The sequence below is a fragment of the Desulfovibrio piger genome (genome assembly GCF_951793255.1).
In the GTDB taxonomy this organism is placed as follows: Bacteria; Desulfobacterota; Desulfovibrionia; order Desulfovibrionales; family Desulfovibrionaceae; genus Desulfovibrio.
Map to the genome: position 1 here is coordinate 90,929 of NZ_OX636706.1, position 18,359 is coordinate 109,287.

The 18,359-nt window shown below is 49.7% G+C and carries 18 protein-coding genes; 6 read left to right on the top strand and 12 right to left on the bottom strand.

Annotation, left to right across the window (positions count from 1 at the left end):
* Position 1 precedes the first annotated feature (1 nt).
* Complete coding sequence (locus Q4I12_RS00450; protein WP_302259963.1) at positions 2–2,095, bottom strand: ATP-binding protein; 2,094 nt, start codon at positions 2,093–2,095, stop codon at positions 2–4.
* A 638-nt stretch (positions 2,096–2,733) separates the two neighbouring features.
* On the opposite strand from Q4I12_RS00450, the gene Q4I12_RS00455 reads away from it, so the two are divergent.
* The 4 genes from Q4I12_RS00455 (at position 2,734) to traI (ending at position 6,494) form a co-directional block, all read left to right on the top strand.
* Positions 2,734–3,228 carry a MucR family transcriptional regulator gene (locus Q4I12_RS00455; protein WP_302259964.1) on the top strand — a complete coding sequence of 165 codons (495 nt, stop codon included), beginning with the start codon at positions 2,734–2,736 and terminating at the stop codon, positions 3,226–3,228.
* A 269-nt stretch (positions 3,229–3,497) separates the two neighbouring features.
* On the top strand, positions 3,498–4,373 hold the full coding sequence (locus Q4I12_RS00460; protein WP_302259965.1) for a Rha family transcriptional regulator: 876 nt from the start codon (positions 3,498–3,500) through the stop codon (positions 4,371–4,373).
* 1 nt (position 4,374) lies between these two features.
* Positions 4,375–4,704, top strand: a complete 330-nt coding sequence (locus tag Q4I12_RS00465) for a plasmid mobilization protein (protein ID WP_302259966.1) — start codon at positions 4,375–4,377, stop codon at positions 4,702–4,704.
* A complete protein-coding gene (gene traI / locus Q4I12_RS00470) occupies positions 4,701–6,494 on the top strand; it encodes a TraI/MobA(P) family conjugative relaxase (protein WP_302259968.1) in 1,794 nt (597 codons plus the stop codon). Before Q4I12_RS00465 ends, traI begins: the two co-directional genes overlap by 4 nt.
* A 2-nt stretch (positions 6,495–6,496) precedes the next feature.
* On the opposite strand, the gene Q4I12_RS00475 is transcribed toward traI, so the two are convergent.
* The 5 genes from Q4I12_RS00475 to Q4I12_RS00495 all read right to left on the bottom strand — a co-directional run bounded on the left by Q4I12_RS00475 (position 6,497) and on the right by Q4I12_RS00495 (position 9,756).
* Positions 6,497–7,177 (bottom strand): nucleotidyl transferase AbiEii/AbiGii toxin family protein, encoded by a 681-nt coding sequence (locus Q4I12_RS00475; RefSeq protein WP_302259969.1) that lies wholly within the window; start codon positions 7,175–7,177, stop codon positions 6,497–6,499.
* Positions 7,170–7,457, bottom strand: coding sequence for a hypothetical protein (locus Q4I12_RS00480; protein WP_302259970.1), 288 nt, complete (start codon positions 7,455–7,457; stop codon positions 7,170–7,172). Before Q4I12_RS00480 ends, Q4I12_RS00475 begins: the two co-directional genes overlap by 8 nt.
* Positions 7,441–7,716: a hypothetical protein gene (locus tag Q4I12_RS00485; RefSeq protein WP_168936455.1), complete on the bottom strand. Its 276-nt coding sequence runs from the start codon at positions 7,714–7,716 to the stop codon at positions 7,441–7,443. The genes Q4I12_RS00480 and Q4I12_RS00485 overlap by 17 nt, the downstream gene beginning before the upstream one ends.
* 31 nt (positions 7,717–7,747) lie before the next feature.
* Positions 7,748–8,497 carry a ParA family protein gene (locus tag Q4I12_RS00490; protein WP_168936454.1) on the bottom strand — a complete coding sequence of 250 codons (750 nt, stop codon included), beginning with the start codon at positions 8,495–8,497 and terminating at the stop codon, positions 7,748–7,750.
* A 137-nt stretch (positions 8,498–8,634) separates the two neighbouring features.
* Complete coding sequence (locus tag Q4I12_RS00495; protein WP_302259971.1) at positions 8,635–9,756, bottom strand: tyrosine-type recombinase/integrase; 1,122 nt, start codon at positions 9,754–9,756, stop codon at positions 8,635–8,637.
* A gap of 291 nt (positions 9,757–10,047) precedes the next feature.
* Between Q4I12_RS00495 and Q4I12_RS00500 the strand changes: the two genes are divergently transcribed.
* Both Q4I12_RS00500 and Q4I12_RS00505 read left to right on the top strand, forming a co-directional pair.
* The gene (locus tag Q4I12_RS00500; RefSeq protein WP_302259972.1) at positions 10,048–10,455 is read left to right on the top strand and encodes an antirestriction protein; all 408 of its coding nucleotides are present in this window, start codon (positions 10,048–10,050) and stop codon (positions 10,453–10,455) included.
* Between the two features lie 674 nt (positions 10,456–11,129).
* Positions 11,130–11,549: a hypothetical protein gene (locus Q4I12_RS00505; protein WP_302259974.1), complete on the top strand. Its 420-nt coding sequence runs from the start codon at positions 11,130–11,132 to the stop codon at positions 11,547–11,549.
* On the opposite strand, the gene Q4I12_RS00510 is transcribed toward Q4I12_RS00505, so the two are convergent.
* From Q4I12_RS00510 to Q4I12_RS00535, 6 genes are all read right to left on the bottom strand, one after another.
* On the bottom strand, positions 11,546–11,923 hold the full coding sequence (locus Q4I12_RS00510) for a hypothetical protein (RefSeq protein ID WP_302259975.1): 378 nt from the start codon (positions 11,921–11,923) through the stop codon (positions 11,546–11,548). The genes Q4I12_RS00505 and Q4I12_RS00510 overlap by 4 nt on opposite strands.
* 358 nt (positions 11,924–12,281) lie before the next feature.
* Positions 12,282–12,923: a phage tail protein gene (locus Q4I12_RS00515; protein WP_302259977.1), complete on the bottom strand. Its 642-nt coding sequence runs from the start codon at positions 12,921–12,923 to the stop codon at positions 12,282–12,284.
* 43 nt (positions 12,924–12,966) lie between these two features.
* Positions 12,967–13,905 (bottom strand): recombination-associated protein RdgC, encoded by a 939-nt coding sequence (gene rdgC / locus Q4I12_RS00520; RefSeq protein ID WP_302259979.1) that lies wholly within the window; start codon positions 13,903–13,905, stop codon positions 12,967–12,969.
* A gap of 2 nt (positions 13,906–13,907) precedes the next feature.
* Complete coding sequence (gene topA, locus Q4I12_RS00525) at positions 13,908–15,899, bottom strand: type I DNA topoisomerase (protein ID WP_302259980.1); 1,992 nt, start codon at positions 15,897–15,899, stop codon at positions 13,908–13,910.
* Entirely contained in the window at positions 15,896–18,181 is a 2,286-nt protein-coding gene (locus Q4I12_RS00530; RefSeq protein ID WP_302259981.1) for a zincin-like metallopeptidase domain-containing protein, read from the bottom strand. The genes topA and Q4I12_RS00530 overlap by 4 nt, the downstream gene beginning before the upstream one ends.
* Positions 18,168–18,356, bottom strand: a complete 189-nt coding sequence (locus Q4I12_RS00535; protein WP_168935438.1) for a hypothetical protein — start codon at positions 18,354–18,356, stop codon at positions 18,168–18,170. The genes Q4I12_RS00530 and Q4I12_RS00535 overlap by 14 nt, the downstream gene beginning before the upstream one ends.
* Between the last annotated feature and the right edge of the window lie 3 nt (positions 18,357–18,359).

The window sequence follows — 18,359 nt, forward strand, 5'->3', positions numbered from 1 at the left end:
ATTACATGCTCTTGAGTCGTTCTGCTTCATCAAGAAATGTTTGGTGTGTTTGTTTTGTTCGTAACAAGAATGAACTCCAATCAATAACGGTCAACAAATTCTCCTTTTTATAAGATTCATAAGCCTTTTTAGCGGAACCTTTTAACTTATCACCATCACACACTATAGTGATATGGTAGCTTGATGCAATGCTTAGAAAAAGTTCGTGCTTAGGATTTTTAAAAAAATCTTCAAGTTGGTCAAAATAATTCTGCACCCTTTCCCATTCTGTATCGTCAATGCAGTGTTTTGGCCGTTTAATTTCAATTAGCTGCAGAATTCCATCTTGGCTAAATAATACAAAGTCAGGGCGTTTTGCTGCTTCCGAGAAATCGGAGAGGTTTATTTCAGCACCTGTTTTCTCTTTGAAATACTTTTCAAACTCACGCTTTAATGTTGCCAATCCTTGATTTGCTGTAACAGGAACCCATTGAGGGTTTATCAACCATGGAGCTGATTCTATCAATTTTTGTAGCTCACTTTCAGGAGTTTCTTCCATATCTTTTAAGGCTTCAAGATTATCTATGATTTCAATTCGTTTTACAACTTGGTGTCCAAACGTTACAGTCTCAGCAAGTCTCGCTGTCTTCAAAATATCATTTATAACGCGCAATGGATTAATGTCAGTCTCAGCAGCTTCCCGAAGTTTTGCGTCAAGGTTTTGAATGGGGGCGAGAAGGATGCTTAATTGAACCATATCCTCAACAGCGTTGGGATCTTCAAACTCGTCGCCACGCATGGATTTCCCAAGCAATTTTGCCACATCGATTGCAGTATCGCGTAAGCTTTTTTGGTTTTTAGTTGGAAAAGCATCGTTAATTTTATTGACTACGTCCCCAGCCTCAAAAAATTTATTCATCATGCTTTGGCGCATGGGGTTTCGCGCAATCGAACCTACATACTGGACAATTTGTTGTCCCCAATTTTGGAACAGCATGCCAAGTTCCTGTGACCACAAGATATCTCTTCTGTCTGTCTGGATTAAATCTTCTGTTTCATCAAGCCAGTCGGCATGTAATTCACCCACAAGATAGCTACGGATAGAGTGCTCTCCTGTGAAACCAGCTTTTTTGCCAAACACCACTGTTTGAGCGGTAAATTTGCCTCGGCAATAAATACGAATTCCAGACATCAACTCATCTTTATAAGGAACCTTAGAATAGGCAACCCAACCTGTTACCGGATAAAACAATCCTTCATTGTAAAATCCAGGTAATATTTTATCATTGAAGCCTCCGTTAGGGTTGTATGTCCTATATTGTGTAGGATGTGTTGTGGCAATGGTTGGTCGCGGGCCTTCAAAACACACCTTTGAGTTGTCCATCACGTCAACGTTGAACTTGCCGACAGTGATGGATGAAGCGGGATCTCCAGGTGTTTTTGAGGTATCAATGAGTTCAATCCGCCAGTTTGATGTTTCAAGTCCAAAACGCTGCGCGAGCTGCCGTGAAAGTTCTTCAATGGAACCTATTTTCCTAAAGTCAAACTCTCGCAAAATTACTTTTGTATAGGTTTTATCGCTGAGTTTGCCGTCCATCTCACCTACTGTTGGATGGTAAATGTCTGACGTGTCGCTTATCATCACGTTTTTATCCATGATAATGTGAGCAGTCCGATATCCCGTAATGTTATTCTCAGTTATTTTTTCGCCGCCTGCGCTTAGAACTTCAACAAAACGACAAACTCCAAATGGAGCGAGCTTACCAACACCTTTGCGCCCCATAACAGCTCTTTTATATATCTTTGATTTGTCGCCGCGCTTAGGATCGGTGCGTCGTTCTTTTCCTACCACAAGATAAAAGTCTTGTAGTTCTTGAGGCGTCATACCGGAACCGTCATCCTCAACCTCAATTGTGACATCTTTGCTCTGGACGACCCCGTCATGGCGGACGGCAAGATATTGCCCCATAGGGGCCTTGATAACAACGGATTGGGCATCGGCATCATAGCTGTTTGAAATAAGCTCTGCGAGCACAGCGTATACCCGGTCGTAGAGTTTGACCCCGAGCTTATCGACCGTCATGCGGTTCATCTTCATAGAATACTGGATACTCATATGCTTCCCACCGGCAATTGTTGATGGTATTCTACGCGGTTAACTGAGCTTGTAGGATGCCGCTATTTTCCTCAAAATTCAAGTGCCAAACATAGATGACGAAAGTGTAAGTCAAGATTTTTTTACCGTATCCACGGCTTGTTTGGGGGAGGGCCCCTCGCGCGAGCAGAGGGATTTCCCTTCCTCACAAACCCCATCCTTGCCTCGGCGCGTTTTTTCAGCATTCAGCCATCTATCTCAAGGAAAGACCGAGAAAATCGCATGCGACGGATATACAGCCTGCCGCAATGAGCGAACGGACGATTTAGGCTTTTTCTACCATGTTCCCTAGTTGGCGGTATCCGCAGACAAAGGCATCTGAGAGCGATTCTGCAAGACCATTCTGTATGATTTGTCAGGTTGTACTTCGGCATAAGCTGTGGGATTGGTTTGATTCCACCACCATTTCTTTGTCGCTTGAATAGAGCAAGAAGAGGTCGACACGTTCCCACAATTCATCAGGCACATCGCGAAAGTCATCATTTTTGAGAAAGTCCAATTGGATTGTACAATAAAAAAATTCCAGAATAGCCATAATGGGCATTGTCAATCTTCTAAAAGCGTATTATTTGTTACTACATACATAAAGGAGTATCTACATGGCTCTTGAAGACAGAGATATTTTCACAGCGATTTTTGCAAAATATAGCGACCAACCCATTGAGTTCGTCATGGAGCAGTACGAAAAGGCGAAGCTGCTCAACATGGCAATCGAAAAGCGCCTTTGGGAACAGTCCAGAGTCGTAGCCTGTCCCGCCTCGGAAAGTCCGGCCCCAAAAGAGGAGAAGAAGCCTAATGAACCGCAGGATCGTGTTCCTGAAAAAAAATGCTATACGCAAAAAGACTTGAAGTGCGATCCTGCCGAAGCCATCACCGATACGAGCGTTACATGCTGCTTGTGCGGTAAGCAGTCACTGACGCTGACGGCCAGACACTTGGCTCACCACGGCATCACTGTGGAAGAGTACAAAAAGCTCTGTGGCTACTCCGAACCGCAGAAGCTCATGGCGCACAACCTCTTGGCCAAGCTGACGACCAACGCCCGGCGTGCCCAAGCAGCCCGCGCTGCCAAACGGGCAGAAGCTCAATCATAGCAGCGTCAAGCATTCAAATACGATAGCCCCGGAAGGATACGTCCTCCGGGGCTATTCGTATTTTATCGTATTCTACACTGATTTCATCTTATTTTTTTATTTGTTGCAAGAATCAGATAAAATATGATATGTTTAAGAGAAAACTAAGAAGGCAGGACAGGTAAAGTAACGTCACTTTTCAAGTGCCTACTTTACGTCCTGCCCCCTCATACGCCGGGGGAGGCTTGCTTATTCGCCTTCGGCTCAACGCTAAACGCAGGAGAACAATCATGGACGAACATCAGAGCAATGGACAGGAGATTATCGTGCAACCCACTGAAAACATTGTTGAGATCGACGGCGGAAACATGTTCACCACATCGCTGACCGTGGCGCAGGCGTTTGAGAAGGAGCATAAGGACGTGCTGCGGGCCATCTCCAACTTGGAGTGCTCTGAAGAATTTAACGAGCGCAATTTTGCGCCCGTTGAATACAAGGATGCCAAAGGCGAAATGCGGCCCGCCTACCGCATGACCCGTGACGGTTTTTCCTTCCTGGCAATGGGCTTTACGGGCAAGAAGGCGGCTGCCTGGAAAGAAAAATTCCTGGAGGCGTTCAATGCGATGGAGCAAACCCTGCTGGATCAGCAAAAAGACTCCATCATAGAGCAAGCCCAGGAACAGGAAATGCTGTCAAAAGAGGCGCAGCCTATCCCCTATTTTTTCCGGTCAAGAAAGCGGATCGGCAAAGGAGGGCGAGCGGCTCTGGAGGGTATCCTGCGTCTGGAAGCCTTGCTTCAGGGAGACAGCCTGGAACATACCGAACAGCGTCTTTGCGCCAGGATGCGCGTGAAGAGTGTGGGAGACCTTCAGGAATGTCGGTTGCAGGAAGCCATCATTTACGTCTTTGAGGAACTCTTCCGGGTTGGGGGACAAGATGGATGGAAGGATACCTCTTCAACGAACATGCTCCTTACCTTGCAGGGCTTGGTCGATTTCTGGGGGCATTTCAGCAACTACACCAAGACGGAAATCCGCACCTATATCTGCAATCGCTGCGGTGTGGACAATTTTGAAGAACTGAAGACAGAGCATGATCTTTTCAAGGCCGTGCTGGCCGCTTGGAGCGGTTTCTCAAACCACAACCTGAAATGGCAGTGCTGGTAGCATGGCAGAGGCAAGGAGAAAGGCTCGGCGTAGTGACCGGATTCAGGCCTATGTGACGCCGGAGGAGTTTGAGCTCATCATGGCATCAAGTAAACGCGCTGGTCTGAGTATATCGGAGTTTGCCCGGCGTGTTTGCCTCGGTTTCCGAGTTGAAAGCCGGGAGGATCAGCAGGCCCGGCGCGAGTTGCTGAAGGTCAATGCGGACTTGGGCCGCCTTGGCGGATTGCTCAAGCAGACGCTGGCCAGTGGCCATAAGGAACAAATCTACGGACTGCTCCACAAGATCGACCAGGCACAGGCTGAGCTGAAGGCAAAAATCAAGGCATTATGATTAGCAAACACATCCTTTCTGCTCCCCGGAATGACAATTATGCCCGGCTGGCGAACTATATCGCCGCCGGGCATGAATATAGCATGGATATTCAGAATGAAGAACGAATCTACGATCCGCAGCGAAATGTTTCAGCAAGTCAAGGCGTTGCCGGAAACCGCCTGCGTCAACTGTCCGAATGCCGTCTGGCATCTTACTCGCAGCGAGAACAAAAAAGAGAAATTGCGGATTTTCTGCCTGCTGATGCACGCCCTGATCGACGAGCCGCTGATAGCCTGCGAGGGAACGAAAATTTATCCAAATCCATGATGCCGGAAAAATGTCTTATGAGCTGGTGCGCCGGATGTTGGGCTGGCGATGACTATGACCTGGCTGTGCAGGAAGTAGCGGATACCCAGGCGCTCAACAGGCGCACCGGCAAAGAGAAAACCTATCATTTGATTATCAGCTTTCACCCTGAAGATGAAGGGAAGCTGACGCCAGATGTATTCAAGCAGATCGAAGAACGATTTGCTGATGCCTTGGGCCTGTCAGAGCATCAGCGCCATTGCGGCGTGCACGTCAATACCGAGAACATCCACATGCATGTCGCATACAATCTGATCCACCCGGAGAAGCTGACGCGGGTGGAGCCGTGGCGCGACTACATCAAGCGCGACAAGCTGTGTCGGGAGTTGGAAAAGGAATACGGCCTGACCGTGGATAACGGGAGGGAAGCGGGCAAGGAGAGAGGCCTTGGCAGTAAAGCTGCCGCGATGGAAGCGCACTCTGGCCAGCAATCCTTTGAAGGCTTCGCGCGGCAGGAGAGTATCGCTGTCCTGGCCAGTCTGGAGCAATGTCAATCCTGGGAGGATGTTCACCAGGCCTTTGCGACCCACGGGCTGGAATTGCGGCGACGTGGTGCCGGGCTGGTCATCAAGGATCGCTATGGGCGGCAGACGGCCAAAGCCAGCACAGCGCACCGTGAATTTTCCCTGAAGAAGCTGGAAGGCCGGTTCGGGCAGTTTCAGGCGGCAAAAGGACAATTCCCGGACAGTGAGCGGCGCTATGGCATATCTCCTATCCAGAAGGCCCCGGACAGAGGGGCTTTGTGGATGGAGTTCTCCCAAGGGCACGAGGAGCAGAAAGCGGAACTGGAGAGCATACACCAGAAGTGGCGACGGAAGCGGCAAGAGCTGGCAGCCAAGCCTTTGGCCCGCACGACCAGGGCATATCTCCGCAAGCTGTCATGGCAATATGAGCGGGAGGAAATCCAGGCAACGCGCTCCCGGCAGGCAGGCAACTGGCTGGATTTTTTGCGTGACAAAGCCATCCAGGGAGATGAAACCGCCTTGGCCATCTTGCGATCCCGGCAGGAGGTTGTCTCTTCGGAGAGGGCTACCAACCAGCAAGAAGTGGGCAACAGCCCACTGGCCAAGGAGACAAAAATCCTGGAAAACGCTGTCCTGTCACCTCAAAGGAAGCGTTGCCTGACCAGTGTTGCTCTGATGGAAAAAATTGTCCCAGGCGTGCAGGCCAGCATCACCACGCATGGAAATATCGTCTACCGTCTTCCCCAAGGCGGTAAAATCATCGACACCAGCAGGCAGATCAGCTTCAGCCAGGAAGCGCGAGAAACAGCGCTGGCGTATATGTCTATGAAATGGAATGTAAAATCACGAACTAAAGATAACTTGGGCGAGACATTTACACTAGTAGATGGAACAAAAATCAGCTTAGCGAAGGGACAAAACTGCTTTTGCCGACCGGAAAAGGCCCCCAAAAGGCGGCATCAAGCATGGGAAAGATAATTTTACCTTTCAAAGAAGATAGTTTTTTGTTTTGAGTCTATCTGTTTTTCCATTGCGCACATGAAGTTCTTAAATAGTTCAAATTCAGTTCCTCTGATTTTTTCACCGGCAGGAAGCCTGCTGATTTCTTGAAGCTGGTTTTCTAAAATATTGCTTTCGTGAAGATCGCAGACTCTCCTATTAAGGCAGATCAGTTTTTCTTTTGATATATCCAGATTTTTGAGCATGGTTGTTTTCATTTGCGAATATACTATTGCCAAGTCAAAAACATCCCTCGCTTTGAACTCATTTGCCCGGTGCTCTATTTTCTTAGCAATGATTTCAACAGGATGATCTAAGAATATTTTTTCACCCTCGATTATGGCTTGGACTGGTTTACAGTTTGATATACGAGGAGAAAGGATAAAATCTATTTCCCCTTCTTTGAGATATATCTTTATAAAATTGTCTTGTTCGATATATTTAATAGCTCTATCCTCTAAGGCATCATTGATGCGTGGAGAAATATAACCTAGCAACTGCCTGTCACTGAAAAAAATATCAATATCTTTGCTGAACCGATGACTGAACTTGTGCATAAGCACAGTGCCACCGCCAAATGTCCACATGGAAGATGGCAAATTGGCCTGCTTGATTTGTTGCATAGCTGCTGAAAATAAATTTTTCCAACTATCGCTATTCATGGATAATCCTCTCAAAATTTCTTCCTTTCATTACCTTGGGAAGCATATCATACTTTTTTTTCAACTCATTATAAGAAATTCCGTTTTCCTTGATGAACCCGATAATGATTTCATGGGGCAATTCGTTAAAAAAAGTATCAATATGGCCAAGCCAATGCCCCATCTCCTCTTTGCCTAGGATTATATTTTTAAGAATTTCAGGTGTAATTTCTTTCCGATAGGATACATTACAGCCGATGACCGCACACCGCGTATAACTATTATCACTTTTCGTGCTCATTGAGATAACTTTCCAATGCGGCGCGCACGACATCTACTTCTTTGCACTCATGCTCAAAAGCAAAGCGTCTAAGCCGCTGGTTAAGTTCCAGGGGAAGCGTGAAAGTTTTTGCCTTGGTGGGAAGCCCTTTGGGGCGTCCGATTTTCATTTTCGACGCCTGATCGCTGTCTTCTGTTTTTTCTGTCGGCGTAAACAGCTCCTTAACTGTAGGAGTTTCAGTCCCTTGTATGCGCTGTTTACCACGATTGCCAAGCCCCATTTGTTTCCTCCTTTTTTATGGAAAAAAATATTTATTGTTTTTTTACCCTAGCCAGGAACTCTTTGGCAAGCGCGCTGTAATCCTGTGCCCCATAGCTTTTGGGACGATATTCAAAAATATTGTGGCCATCGCTAGGGGCTTCTGCCAGTGAAACATTATCACGTATCAATGTTGAAAATAGAAGTTTTCCCCATCGTTCTTGCAATCCTATAAGCACATCACGATTCAAGGATTTTCTCTTATCAAAAAATGTCAAAAGGATTCCAAGTAAATGTAGCTTTGGGTTCAAATTTTCCACGACACTGTTCATTGTTTCCAAAATCAAATCTAGGCCAGCCAATGCATAATATTCAGCTTGGACAGGAATGAGAAGACTGTCAGAGGCAGTTAAAGCATTGACGGTCAGGAGTCCCAGAGACGGCGGACAATCAATAAGAACGAAATCGTAGCTACTGTTTTGGAGGGCTTTTTTCATCAGGTTTTCTCTACCCATGCGCGATGCAAAAGCCAGTTCGGCAACAGCTAAATTCCGGGTCGCAGGCAACAGGTCGATATGATTGCTAAGATGAAAAACTGAATCGGCAAGGGCGCGATCTCCACTTAGTACTTCATAAGCAGAATACTCAGGAGAAGAAAGACCGCAGGCATCAGTCAAATTCCCTTGGGCGTCCAAATCAATGAGGAGCACCTTTTTTTTCTTTCCCAAAGCCATGCCCAAGTTCTGAGTGGTCGTAGTTTTCCCAACACCACCTTTTTGATTTGCAATGCTGCATACATGCATAGGTTTACCTCCCATATTTTTACATGCCTCTTTTTTATTATAATAAAATAAAGATGTAAATATTTTTTTACATAAAAAAATAAATCTATTTTAATTTTTTTATTATTCAATGTATGTAAAAAAAGTTAATGATTTTACTATATTATGAAATAGATAAGGGGGGGGATTTGTGCTGATTTTCGTGTTTGAGGCTTACGCCTTTTGGGGAATAAGCGCAGAACATCCGGCATTGCCTCAATCGTATCCCGTTCATCTTTTTCAAGCACATGCTGGTATGTCTGCAAGATCATCCTCTCGTTTTTGTGCCCCATCAACTTTGCCAAGGGTTTGAGCTTTGCACCGCCCTGTACTGAGTAGGTGGCATAAGCATGGCGTAAACAATATGGAGTTATCCTTCTCTCAATCCCCGCACGTTTAAGCGCACTCGTCCATGCTCTGTGAATAGATCGAACCGAATTGCCTTTCCAGTGGATGACAAATGATATATTTAATATCCTATCGGAATTAAATAATTTACTTAAAATTGGAATTAAACCAGATCGAATAGGAATAACTCTAGCGGAATCTGTTGCACCTTTTGCCGCATTTGGCATATGGATTATTCCATTTTTTAAATCTACATCAGACCAACGCAATTTGAATAGTTCAGAAGGCCCAATCCTAGGCCCAAGATATGTACCTAATAAAATTATTCGCTGAATATGATCTGGAGACACAGCATATATACTCTGTAATTCATCAGGGGTTGGCGGAACAATTCTCTGTGGCCTAGCTTGAGGAAGTCGAAAACTTGAAAGAGGATTATGAGGCAATAAACCAACTCGTACTCCCCAATTCAGAATTGTTCTCAGAATTGATACTCGTATATTTATTGTCGTTTGTCGAAGCCCCCTAAGTCTCTGCACTTCTATAAAGTATAATATATCATCCATTGTTATCTTTATGGCCTGCCTGTTGCCAAACATTTTAACAATATGTGTAATATGGTATCTATTTTGTTTTAAGGTTGTCATATTAGTTACAGCGACAGAAAAGTATCGTTCAACTAAGTCTGATAGTAATATCTTCGTATTGGTATATCGTTTTCTTCGGCGTATAATTTCTTTTTCTTTATTATAAATATCGGAAAGCCCCTTTACAAAATTTTCCGCTTCTTCTTGGGTATAAAACCCACGATGGTGATGCGCCCCTGTCCAGGGGCTTTTCCAATAAACAACCCAAGTCCCGGATTTACGATATGGTTGAAAGCGGATTTCCATTGTAACTCCTGATAGAAAAATTTGTTTGAGGTAGAGGGGTGCGCATTCGCGCAGTATCCCCGCCAGGCGTGTCGTTTCAGGATTGCTTCCTTGTGCAGCTACGGCAGCCCTTGGCTACCTCGCTTCCGCGTCAGCTTCTCCCTTCACTAACGCCTGTCATGGATACTCCCCCCTACTTTGATGCACTTGAAGATGGGCTTTGCCCATGCCGCGTTTTGTCATGGTGTCATTTTGTGAACACCATGCCCAAAACGCGGGTTTTGGACAAACTCCAAAGTAAGGAGAAGCGACATGCAGATTAAAGATTCTATTGTGGCGCGTGAAGCGATGATGACTTCCATCATCAAACATTTTGGCGAAGTCGCTCCTATGGTTGAACACAACGTCTTTTCGTGGATGAACTTTTTGTCTGAAGATTATGATGGAGGAATGTGGGACTATCATGAACTCAGCAATGGAGGTTTTTATATGACCCCTCCTGCTGGAATGTATAAGGTACATCAAAAAGGAAATATGTTTTGCGAAGTCATATCTGCGCAGCTCGCTGGAATAATCGCAACTTATTTTTCTCTATACTCTCTCTCACTTCGCGACTACGAAGACGCTGAGTTCTACTACAAATATATCTGCCTTCTGAACGAATATATAGATCAACTTGATCCAAAATCTAGGAAGCTGGTACTGTCAGCCTTAGACTAACTAAAAACAGCCTATTGCGAGAAAGGCCCTCTGGATTTCAGAGGGCCTTTTTTTAGATAGCAGATTACCCGGAACTGTTTGCGCTTATGGGTGGACAGGTGCCCGATCTGCGCGGCCTGTTTCTCCGGGGAGCGGATGCCGGAAGAGGGATAGATGCAGGGAGAACTGTTGGGACATATCAAGCCGATGCCGTTGGCCCCCATACACATCCCCTTTCTTTATGGAGACATAGCGCTGATGGTGGAGGAATTTATGCTTATGCCAAGTGGGATGGCTTTGATAATTCAATTTGGACACGGGAAAATACTGGCTCAGAGACACGCCCTAAAAACGTGGCGGTACGCTACCTGGTGCGTGCCCAGCCATGAGAAGGCTTGCCAAAGGGAGGAGATGATTTTATATAAAAAGGGAGCCCCGGCTCCTGCTGCTAACAGAAACCGGGGCTGGCACGGCGCAGTCCGCGCCCCCTATCTCACACGGCTACCAGTGCTTTAACCGTTTTCGACCCCGTATCAGTTCGCTCCTGATACGGGGTCAACCGCTATATGGCGTCAGACGCCAGAAGCAGGACGAGTACCAGCGCGAAGAGCGCGATCAAAAACAGACGCGACATGGCTGATACCCCCTTTACCCTTGCGGGAGTCATGCGCCGTGCCGACGCTCGGAGGGTAGCCGTGCAGATTTTACTTACTCGTTTTTGCCTTAATTTTCAAGGTAAACCGTGCACTTCCTGCCTGTCAAAAAACTACCCGGAACTGTTTGCGCTCATGGGCGGCCAGGTGCCCGATCTGCGGGGGCTGTTCCTCCGGGGGCATGGAGGAAACTCCGCAGCGCTGGGTGTGACGCAAGGGCACGCCATGCGGGATATTTCCGCGTCAGGCAGTATTAGTGTAGGGTTTGGCGGTTATCTGAGCGGGAGTGGCATTTTTAAGCCTGTAGGAAGCCACAAGGTCACAGTTATCCGGGGAACATGGGACAACAATTGGAGCAGCACCAATTATGGCCTTGATCTTTCTGCCGGTGGAGTTCCCGTGGCCAATGAGGTGCGCCCCGATAACCAGGCCGTCCGCTATCTCATCAGGGCTATCCCTTAACGTGCCCGTATCAGGTAGCGTACAGCCTGATTCACTGGACGAATTTCACCATCGACCGGAGTAACACGCGAAGCGTAGAAATTGGCTCCCCGTTTACTCCAGTCCGATCCTTCAGAACGATGCACACCAGAAGCCCAAGGGCTGCCATAGTACATGGCCCCTTGGGTGCTTGTTCCCCAACCAGGTGCGATCAGTTCAGGAAAGCTCCCCCATATCTCCCGGATCGCATCACCCTGAACCTGGCCAAGTTCCGCACTCTTGTGTGTCACAGTGCCATAATGCGTTGACGTATGGGAGCCGTGGCCGCGCAAAAAAAGCCCTCTCAAATCAGGCACCTGGCCGCCCATGAGCGCAAACAGTTCCGGGTAGCTCATCCCCGCTCATCAAGCAGAGAATCCTTGAGCAAGATAGGAGGATAAGATATACCCGTTTTGCACGGCTCCCCTCTGGCCTGAGCGTCGGCACGGCGCAAACGGAAAAGGAGGGCTTGCCATGCGGAAGATCGTTTTCGCTCTATTCGTCGCAATGGCCCTTGTCCTGCTGCTGGCGCCCGCCGTCAGATAGCAGTTGACCCCGGCCCATATGCGGTGGGTCGGGGTCGTAAAAGATAGTCCGTCGGTGGTAGCCGTGCACGGGGGCGCGAACCGCGCCGTGCCAGCCCCGGTTTCTGTTAGCAGCAGGAGCCGGGGTTCCCTTTTTATATAAAACCATCCCCTCCCTTTGGCAAGCCCGTCATGGCCGTGCCCGGACGAGATAGCGCACGGCCATATTCACGGGCCTGTTTTCTTCTGCGGTTGGTACGACACGGCTAGATGAGAAAGTCAGGTTGGTAAAATAACTACCTCCATAAGATCCTGCCGCTCTATCTGAGTGAATGCGTCGCTCAAAGACTCCTGATGCAGCTACCCCCGCTGGATTGGCTGCCCCTTGTACATTAGATAGCCCTCCGCTAATTGGCCGTGAACTGTCTCCTTGGACTTCTCCTAATATGCCGGAGCGGTGTGTAGTGGACGTTATGCCTACGGTGGAACCATTATTCTGAGCATGGCTTTGTGCGCCATATCCACGAAGGAACAGGCCGCGCAGATCGGGCACCTGGCCGCCCATGAGCGCAAACAGTTCCGGGTAAACTGTCTTCGATATACTTTGTCCATTACATTCCAGCCAGTTATAAGAGCCGTCAGAATTTTGCCAATCAGCCGGATTCTGTGCAACTGGCCAAGAGATAATCGTACCGACAGGGATGGAACTGGTGCCTTTTGCGATGACCGCAACGGTTGTCGGATTAAACGTCGTGGAGTCCGCCCCACAGACTGGACGGATCGGAATGAGCAGGCAGAGGGTGAAGACCAAAAACACAAAGAATTTTTGCATTGGAGGCTCCATATGAGGGGGGCGGTGCCCCCCTCGGATTGAACTACGGCTGACCAAAAAGCTGTTTGGTAACGGCCACGACCTGGTCAAGCAGGTAGAGCTTTTCCAGCAGGCCAGCATCCGGGTTGTCATCTTCAGGCTCGGAACTGGACGAGGCCGGACACTTGATAGCAGAAATCCGCAGGCTGTCGCTTTCCAGGGAAAACGTCCATTCTGCCGCATCGTCTGCTTTCGTCATGCCGACTTTCAGCTTGGAGATGCCGAAACCTTTTTCCAGTCCGGCATCCACGGCAGCCCGGTCATTCTTGGCAGTAATCGTCACCTGCTCATTGTCGGCATCCAGGCCAGAGAGCGTGATGACTCCCGCTTCTGCCAGCTCATACCTGTCTCCATTCACATCGGCTGTCAGACCTTCAGCATAGAGCGTATGCAGGCACGCTCCCATGTTTTCCACGGGCTGTAATTCTGCCACCTCGATGCCAAAAGAAGATTTGAAGTAGTCCTTAAACTTTTCCAGTATCCCTTTGGACTTCGTCGCCACATACAAAGTGCCATTAGCCAGGTTCAGGGCGACATCCACCGTGGAGGGCACGGGTTCTGCCTTGGCCAGAAGTTTCAGACGGATCGCTTCCTTCAGCTCTTTTTTCCGTGTCCGGGGAACACCATCAATGCCCTGGGCGGAGTATTTTGCCAGCTCGTCTTTCAGTGCTTCAGCAAGATGCTTCTTCACGACCTGAGCAGGCACAGACCGTTTATCCATGCGGAACGCCCAGCAAAGCCATTCGCCTTTGTCTGGAGGGGAAACCTGCCAAGCCGTATCCATCGGATCATCAATGTTTACCCAGCCAAAGGCCAGTTCTTCCGTTTTGGCATCGTCAATGGAGCGGAAAGCAAATTGCTTGAGCTTGGCAGCGGTAACGGCCTTGGTGTCAGCAAGGTGGAAACAAGAAAGGTCTGTAGACGAGGATTTCAAGCCTGCCATACTTACTCCTTAATTCTTGGGAGGATTTTCAAAATCAGGGGTTCCATCATCTTTGGCCCAGAACCTGACTTTGCATTTCGGGAAACCAGAGCATCCGAACCAGACCCCCCGGACTTGGTAGGTCTGGCCACCAGGGGCTTGCTACACTTGGGGCACTTGAAGTCCGTTTCTTCAGAACGTGTCTTCTCCTTCTCCTGCTTCGCGCCGGGACGGCCATGCTCATCAGCAAACGTAGTCCCGCAGGCCTTGCACCCCCAGAAATTCCAGCCTTTTTCTTTGGAACGGATATGTCTGAAATGTTCGCGGTCGCCACATTCAGGGCATGGGATGGTGTGGTCACAAACGAATTTATCCAGCTCTTTCATGAGCTGGGCATGAAAGTCGCTGACGCAGTCCACATAGGTCAGCTTACCGCTGGCCACGTCATCCAGACGCTCTTCCATGTGCTTGGTAAAATCCAAGTCCAGGAAGCCGAATGCCCCGACCAGGGCGTCCACAAGTTTTTCACCGCGCGGCGTGGGTACGAGGAAACTTTTTTCCTCCCGGACATAGGATCGTGCAACGATGGTTTCCATGATGGCAGCATATGTTGCAGGACGGCCTATGCCGCGCTTTTCCATCTCCCGGATCAACGACGCCTCAGAGAACCTGGAGGCAGGCTTGGTCTTTTTGGTCTTAACGTCGCCTCGAACTGCTGTTGCCTGGCATCCGGGCTTGAGAGAGGGGACAGCGTTATCGGGTTCGGCCTCTTCGGCATCACTGAGCGACGCATCCTGTGCCATCACCATTTTCCAGCCCTGTTCTTTGAGTGTCCGTCCCTTGGCCTCAAATATGGCTGTTTTGCCTTCCACACTACCGGCCAGTCTGGCCACACGCACATCAAACACGGCATCGGCTAACTGGCTGGCCAGCGCACGAATGCGGATCAGGCGATATAACGCCTTTTCGTCCGGCGTTTCTCCGGCATCTTCCACCTCGATATGGGTAGGGCGTATGGCTTCATGGGCTTCCTGTGCTCCTGCTTTGCTTTTCCAGGTACGAGGCTTTTCCGGCAGTGGCCATCCTTGAGCGTCACAGTACGCCCGGATTTCAGCAATAGCGCTATCGCTCAGATTAGGGCTGTCTGTGCGCATGTAGGTGATCTGCCCGGCTTCATAGAGCTTTTGCGCCAAATCCATAGTCTTTTTGGGCTTGAACTTGAGCGCGTTGCTGGCCGCCTGCTGCAACGAGGAAGTCGTGAAAGGAGCCGGGGGAGCGGTGCGGCGTTCATTTTCGTCGCACGCAAGAATTTCCAACGTGCGCAGGGCAGCTATTTTTTCCGCAGTATTTTTGTCCAGGAAGTACTCCTGCCCATCTTCCAGCCACCCCTCTTTGGGCAGCCAAGAGGCTTTCCAACCGTCAGAAATATTCGCTACAGCCTCAAACACCAGTTCGACTCCATAGTGCGTGGTGGAGACGAATGAGCGGATGGATCGCTCACGTTCGACAACAAGTCGAACTGCCGGACTTTGCACGCGGCCTGCGGACATCTTTTCTTCAGCAACAGCCATACACAGCGGCCCAGACACTTTATAGCCGCACAGGCGATCGAGCGCACGACGAGCCTCTTGAGCATGGACGAGGTTCATATCTATCTCACGCGGGCTACTCAGTCCTGCCTGGACATCCTGCGGCGTGATGGCCGTGTAGGTCACACGTTTATAGGATTTGATCCCCAGCGCGTCTTTGAGGTGCCAGGAAATGGCTTCTCCCTCCCTGTCGGGGTCAGATGCCAGGAACACCTCGTCAGCATCCTGAATCAAGCCGGCGAGCTTCTTCAGGACGTCCGGCTTGGTTGGTGTATAGCGCAGTTCAAAGTTCGGCGGCTCCAAGCCATAGCCTTGATTCGGCAGGTCACGCACATGGCCGCAACTGGCGGCAACACGCCATTCAGCGCCAAGAATATTTTGCAATTTCTTAATCTTGCCAGGGCTTTCAACAATCAGAAGTCTCATCGAGTAAGCTCCTTTTCCTGCTCGATCTTTCGCCCTAATCCCAGCTGATGCCGGACAGCTTCAAGTCCGCGTGCTTTATGCAGGTCATTGAAATCCGTCAGGCCTTGCGATTTTTCTTTTTCGGTGAACAGGGGCGTTTTGACAGAGCCATTGACCTTCTGAGCAGCCATTTTGGCTTTTTCCAGGCCGACATTATACGGCTTGCCCTCTCTCTGTATGGAGTGGTCATTGTCTGCGCAGATGGTAATTGCCGCATTAGGGTATTTGGCGCGGATCGCTTCAGCTACAGGCAGCAGATTGCCGGAGTCAAAAGCGACAGCCACGGCTTTTCCCGTGGCCATATGCAGGGATGCCCCCGTGGCATACCCTTCGCACAGGAGGATTTCTCCCTGGGATAAGTCCTTCTCATCGGCACCGATCAGATGGAAATTCCCTTTTTTTTCCATACCTCTTGCAAATGTTTTCTGGCCATCCGGGGCAATGGCCTGGAAGCCGCGCAACTGGCCCTCTGCATTTTTGAGCGGCACAATGAGGTTGCCCTGGTCTTCCTTGAGGCCAAAGGCCGATACTCCCTTCCTTTCCAGGTAGGGAGAGGAGGACGCCCAGGAAAAACTGTCCCACATGGCTTGGCATCGCTGTGCGGCAGCCTCATGCGCCTTGGCACGCTCCTGCTCCTGAGCCTGAAGTCGTGCCGTTCGTTCCTGGCGCTGTTTTTCAATTTCAGCAGGAGACAGAATCACCCCAGACGCAACCAGCTTCACCCTGTCTCCCGTGACATGATTCTGTGCCCAGCCCGCAGGCCGTCCATCTCCATGCAAGCAGTAGCTCCCATCCAGACCATGCCCTTGCTTTGACAGAAGGGGAACTCGATGGATTTGTCCGTCCATCTCTGGGAGCTGTCCCTTCAAATCAAGGCCAAGGTCAGCCAGCTTCCGTGCAAACTCCTCTTGCGGCGAGAGGGTATCCATGTCCCGGAATCTTTCAGGATTCGGCAGGAACCGCTGTAGCGGCTCAAGATCAGTCCCCTCCGGGGCATACCACTGCTTTTGGCGGGCATCCCAGCGGGCACCCAGCGCCTTGGCCACGTTTTTATCCTTGTAGGGGACGTGAAGATATGTCTTCTCTTGGCTTGTTTTGGAGGCACACTCCATGCTTGGCTTGTTTTCAGGAGCGGACAGGTACTGCCGCAGCGGCGCGAGGTCAGTCCCCTCCGGGGCATACCACTGTTTTTGACGAGCATCCCAGCGGGCACCCAGCGCCTTAGCCTGTTCTTTGTCCTGGTACGGTATATGGATGTAGGTTCTTTCCTGCGCAGCTTGTACAGGCGGAGGGGCCATATCCATCGTTTCGGGAGCCTCATCCATAGCGTGCTCAACGGATTTTTCTTTTTGCATTTCCATACTCAGAACAAAGTCATGGATGCGTTCAGCGTCACGGCAGGCGCGCATTATTTCCAGAGGATCGTCCTTCAGTGCGGCGATCCATGATTTTACGTATGCGGCGTGCTGTCCGGGATCATGCCCGACACCAATGTCTTGCCCGACCATCCAGGAGGAAATCTCTGCACGCAGCTCTTCTTTGGCGTAGGTGGAGGAGCCGAAGGGACCGAACTCCCGATTCAGGCGATCAGGGTGCCCTGTCCAGTGCCCCAGCTCATGCAATGCCGTTGCATAATACTGGTCGGCTTGTGCGAAGCGGGTTTTGGGAGGCAGGTGGATTTCATCACTCGACGGGCGATAGAATGCCCGGTCACGCTGATCGTGCCTGATGATAGCGCCGGAATTGGCCAGAACAGCTTCAGCCTTCTCTTGGGGATTCCAGGCAAAGGCCTTCTCTTGCTCCGGGATCGGAGGGAAGTTTTCCACCTGTGCCGCGTTAAAAACGCGAGCCATGCGAAGAATGGGCCGTGCCAGTTCTACCGTCTCACGAACGGGTGTACCGTCATCTCCCAGGACAGGCTGTCCATTTTCGTCCATTTTGTCCTGCTCGCGGGTGAACTGGTAGTAGACGACAGGCGTGGAGCGACTGCCCTGTTTGATGCGGTAGCCAGCATCATTGGCCTGCTTCAGCGTCATCCAGCGTGGATCAGCATAGCCCTGCATGGCAAGATGCAAGCGGTTGACCCCACGATAAACTGTCCCGGACAGAGGATTGCGAGGAGCCATGTTTTGGGCGGGCGTCCAAGGCTTTTGCCACGGCGCGGTTCCCTCTTCCAACATCTTGATGATTTTCTCCGCGAACTCCTCATGGAAAGGAATCCGATCCTTTTTATTTGTGGCCATCATCCCCTCCCTGCGCCGCAAGCAGGGCGTCGTCCATCACTGCTTCCAGTGTCAGAGCATCTTCCGTAAACGCGCCCATCCCTTCAGCCAGATCAGGGTCAAGAGCCACGCCAAACCCCTGTTCAGCCTGGTTGAAAGCATCGGCAGCCGCTGCGACCTGTTCAGTTTTATCCATAGT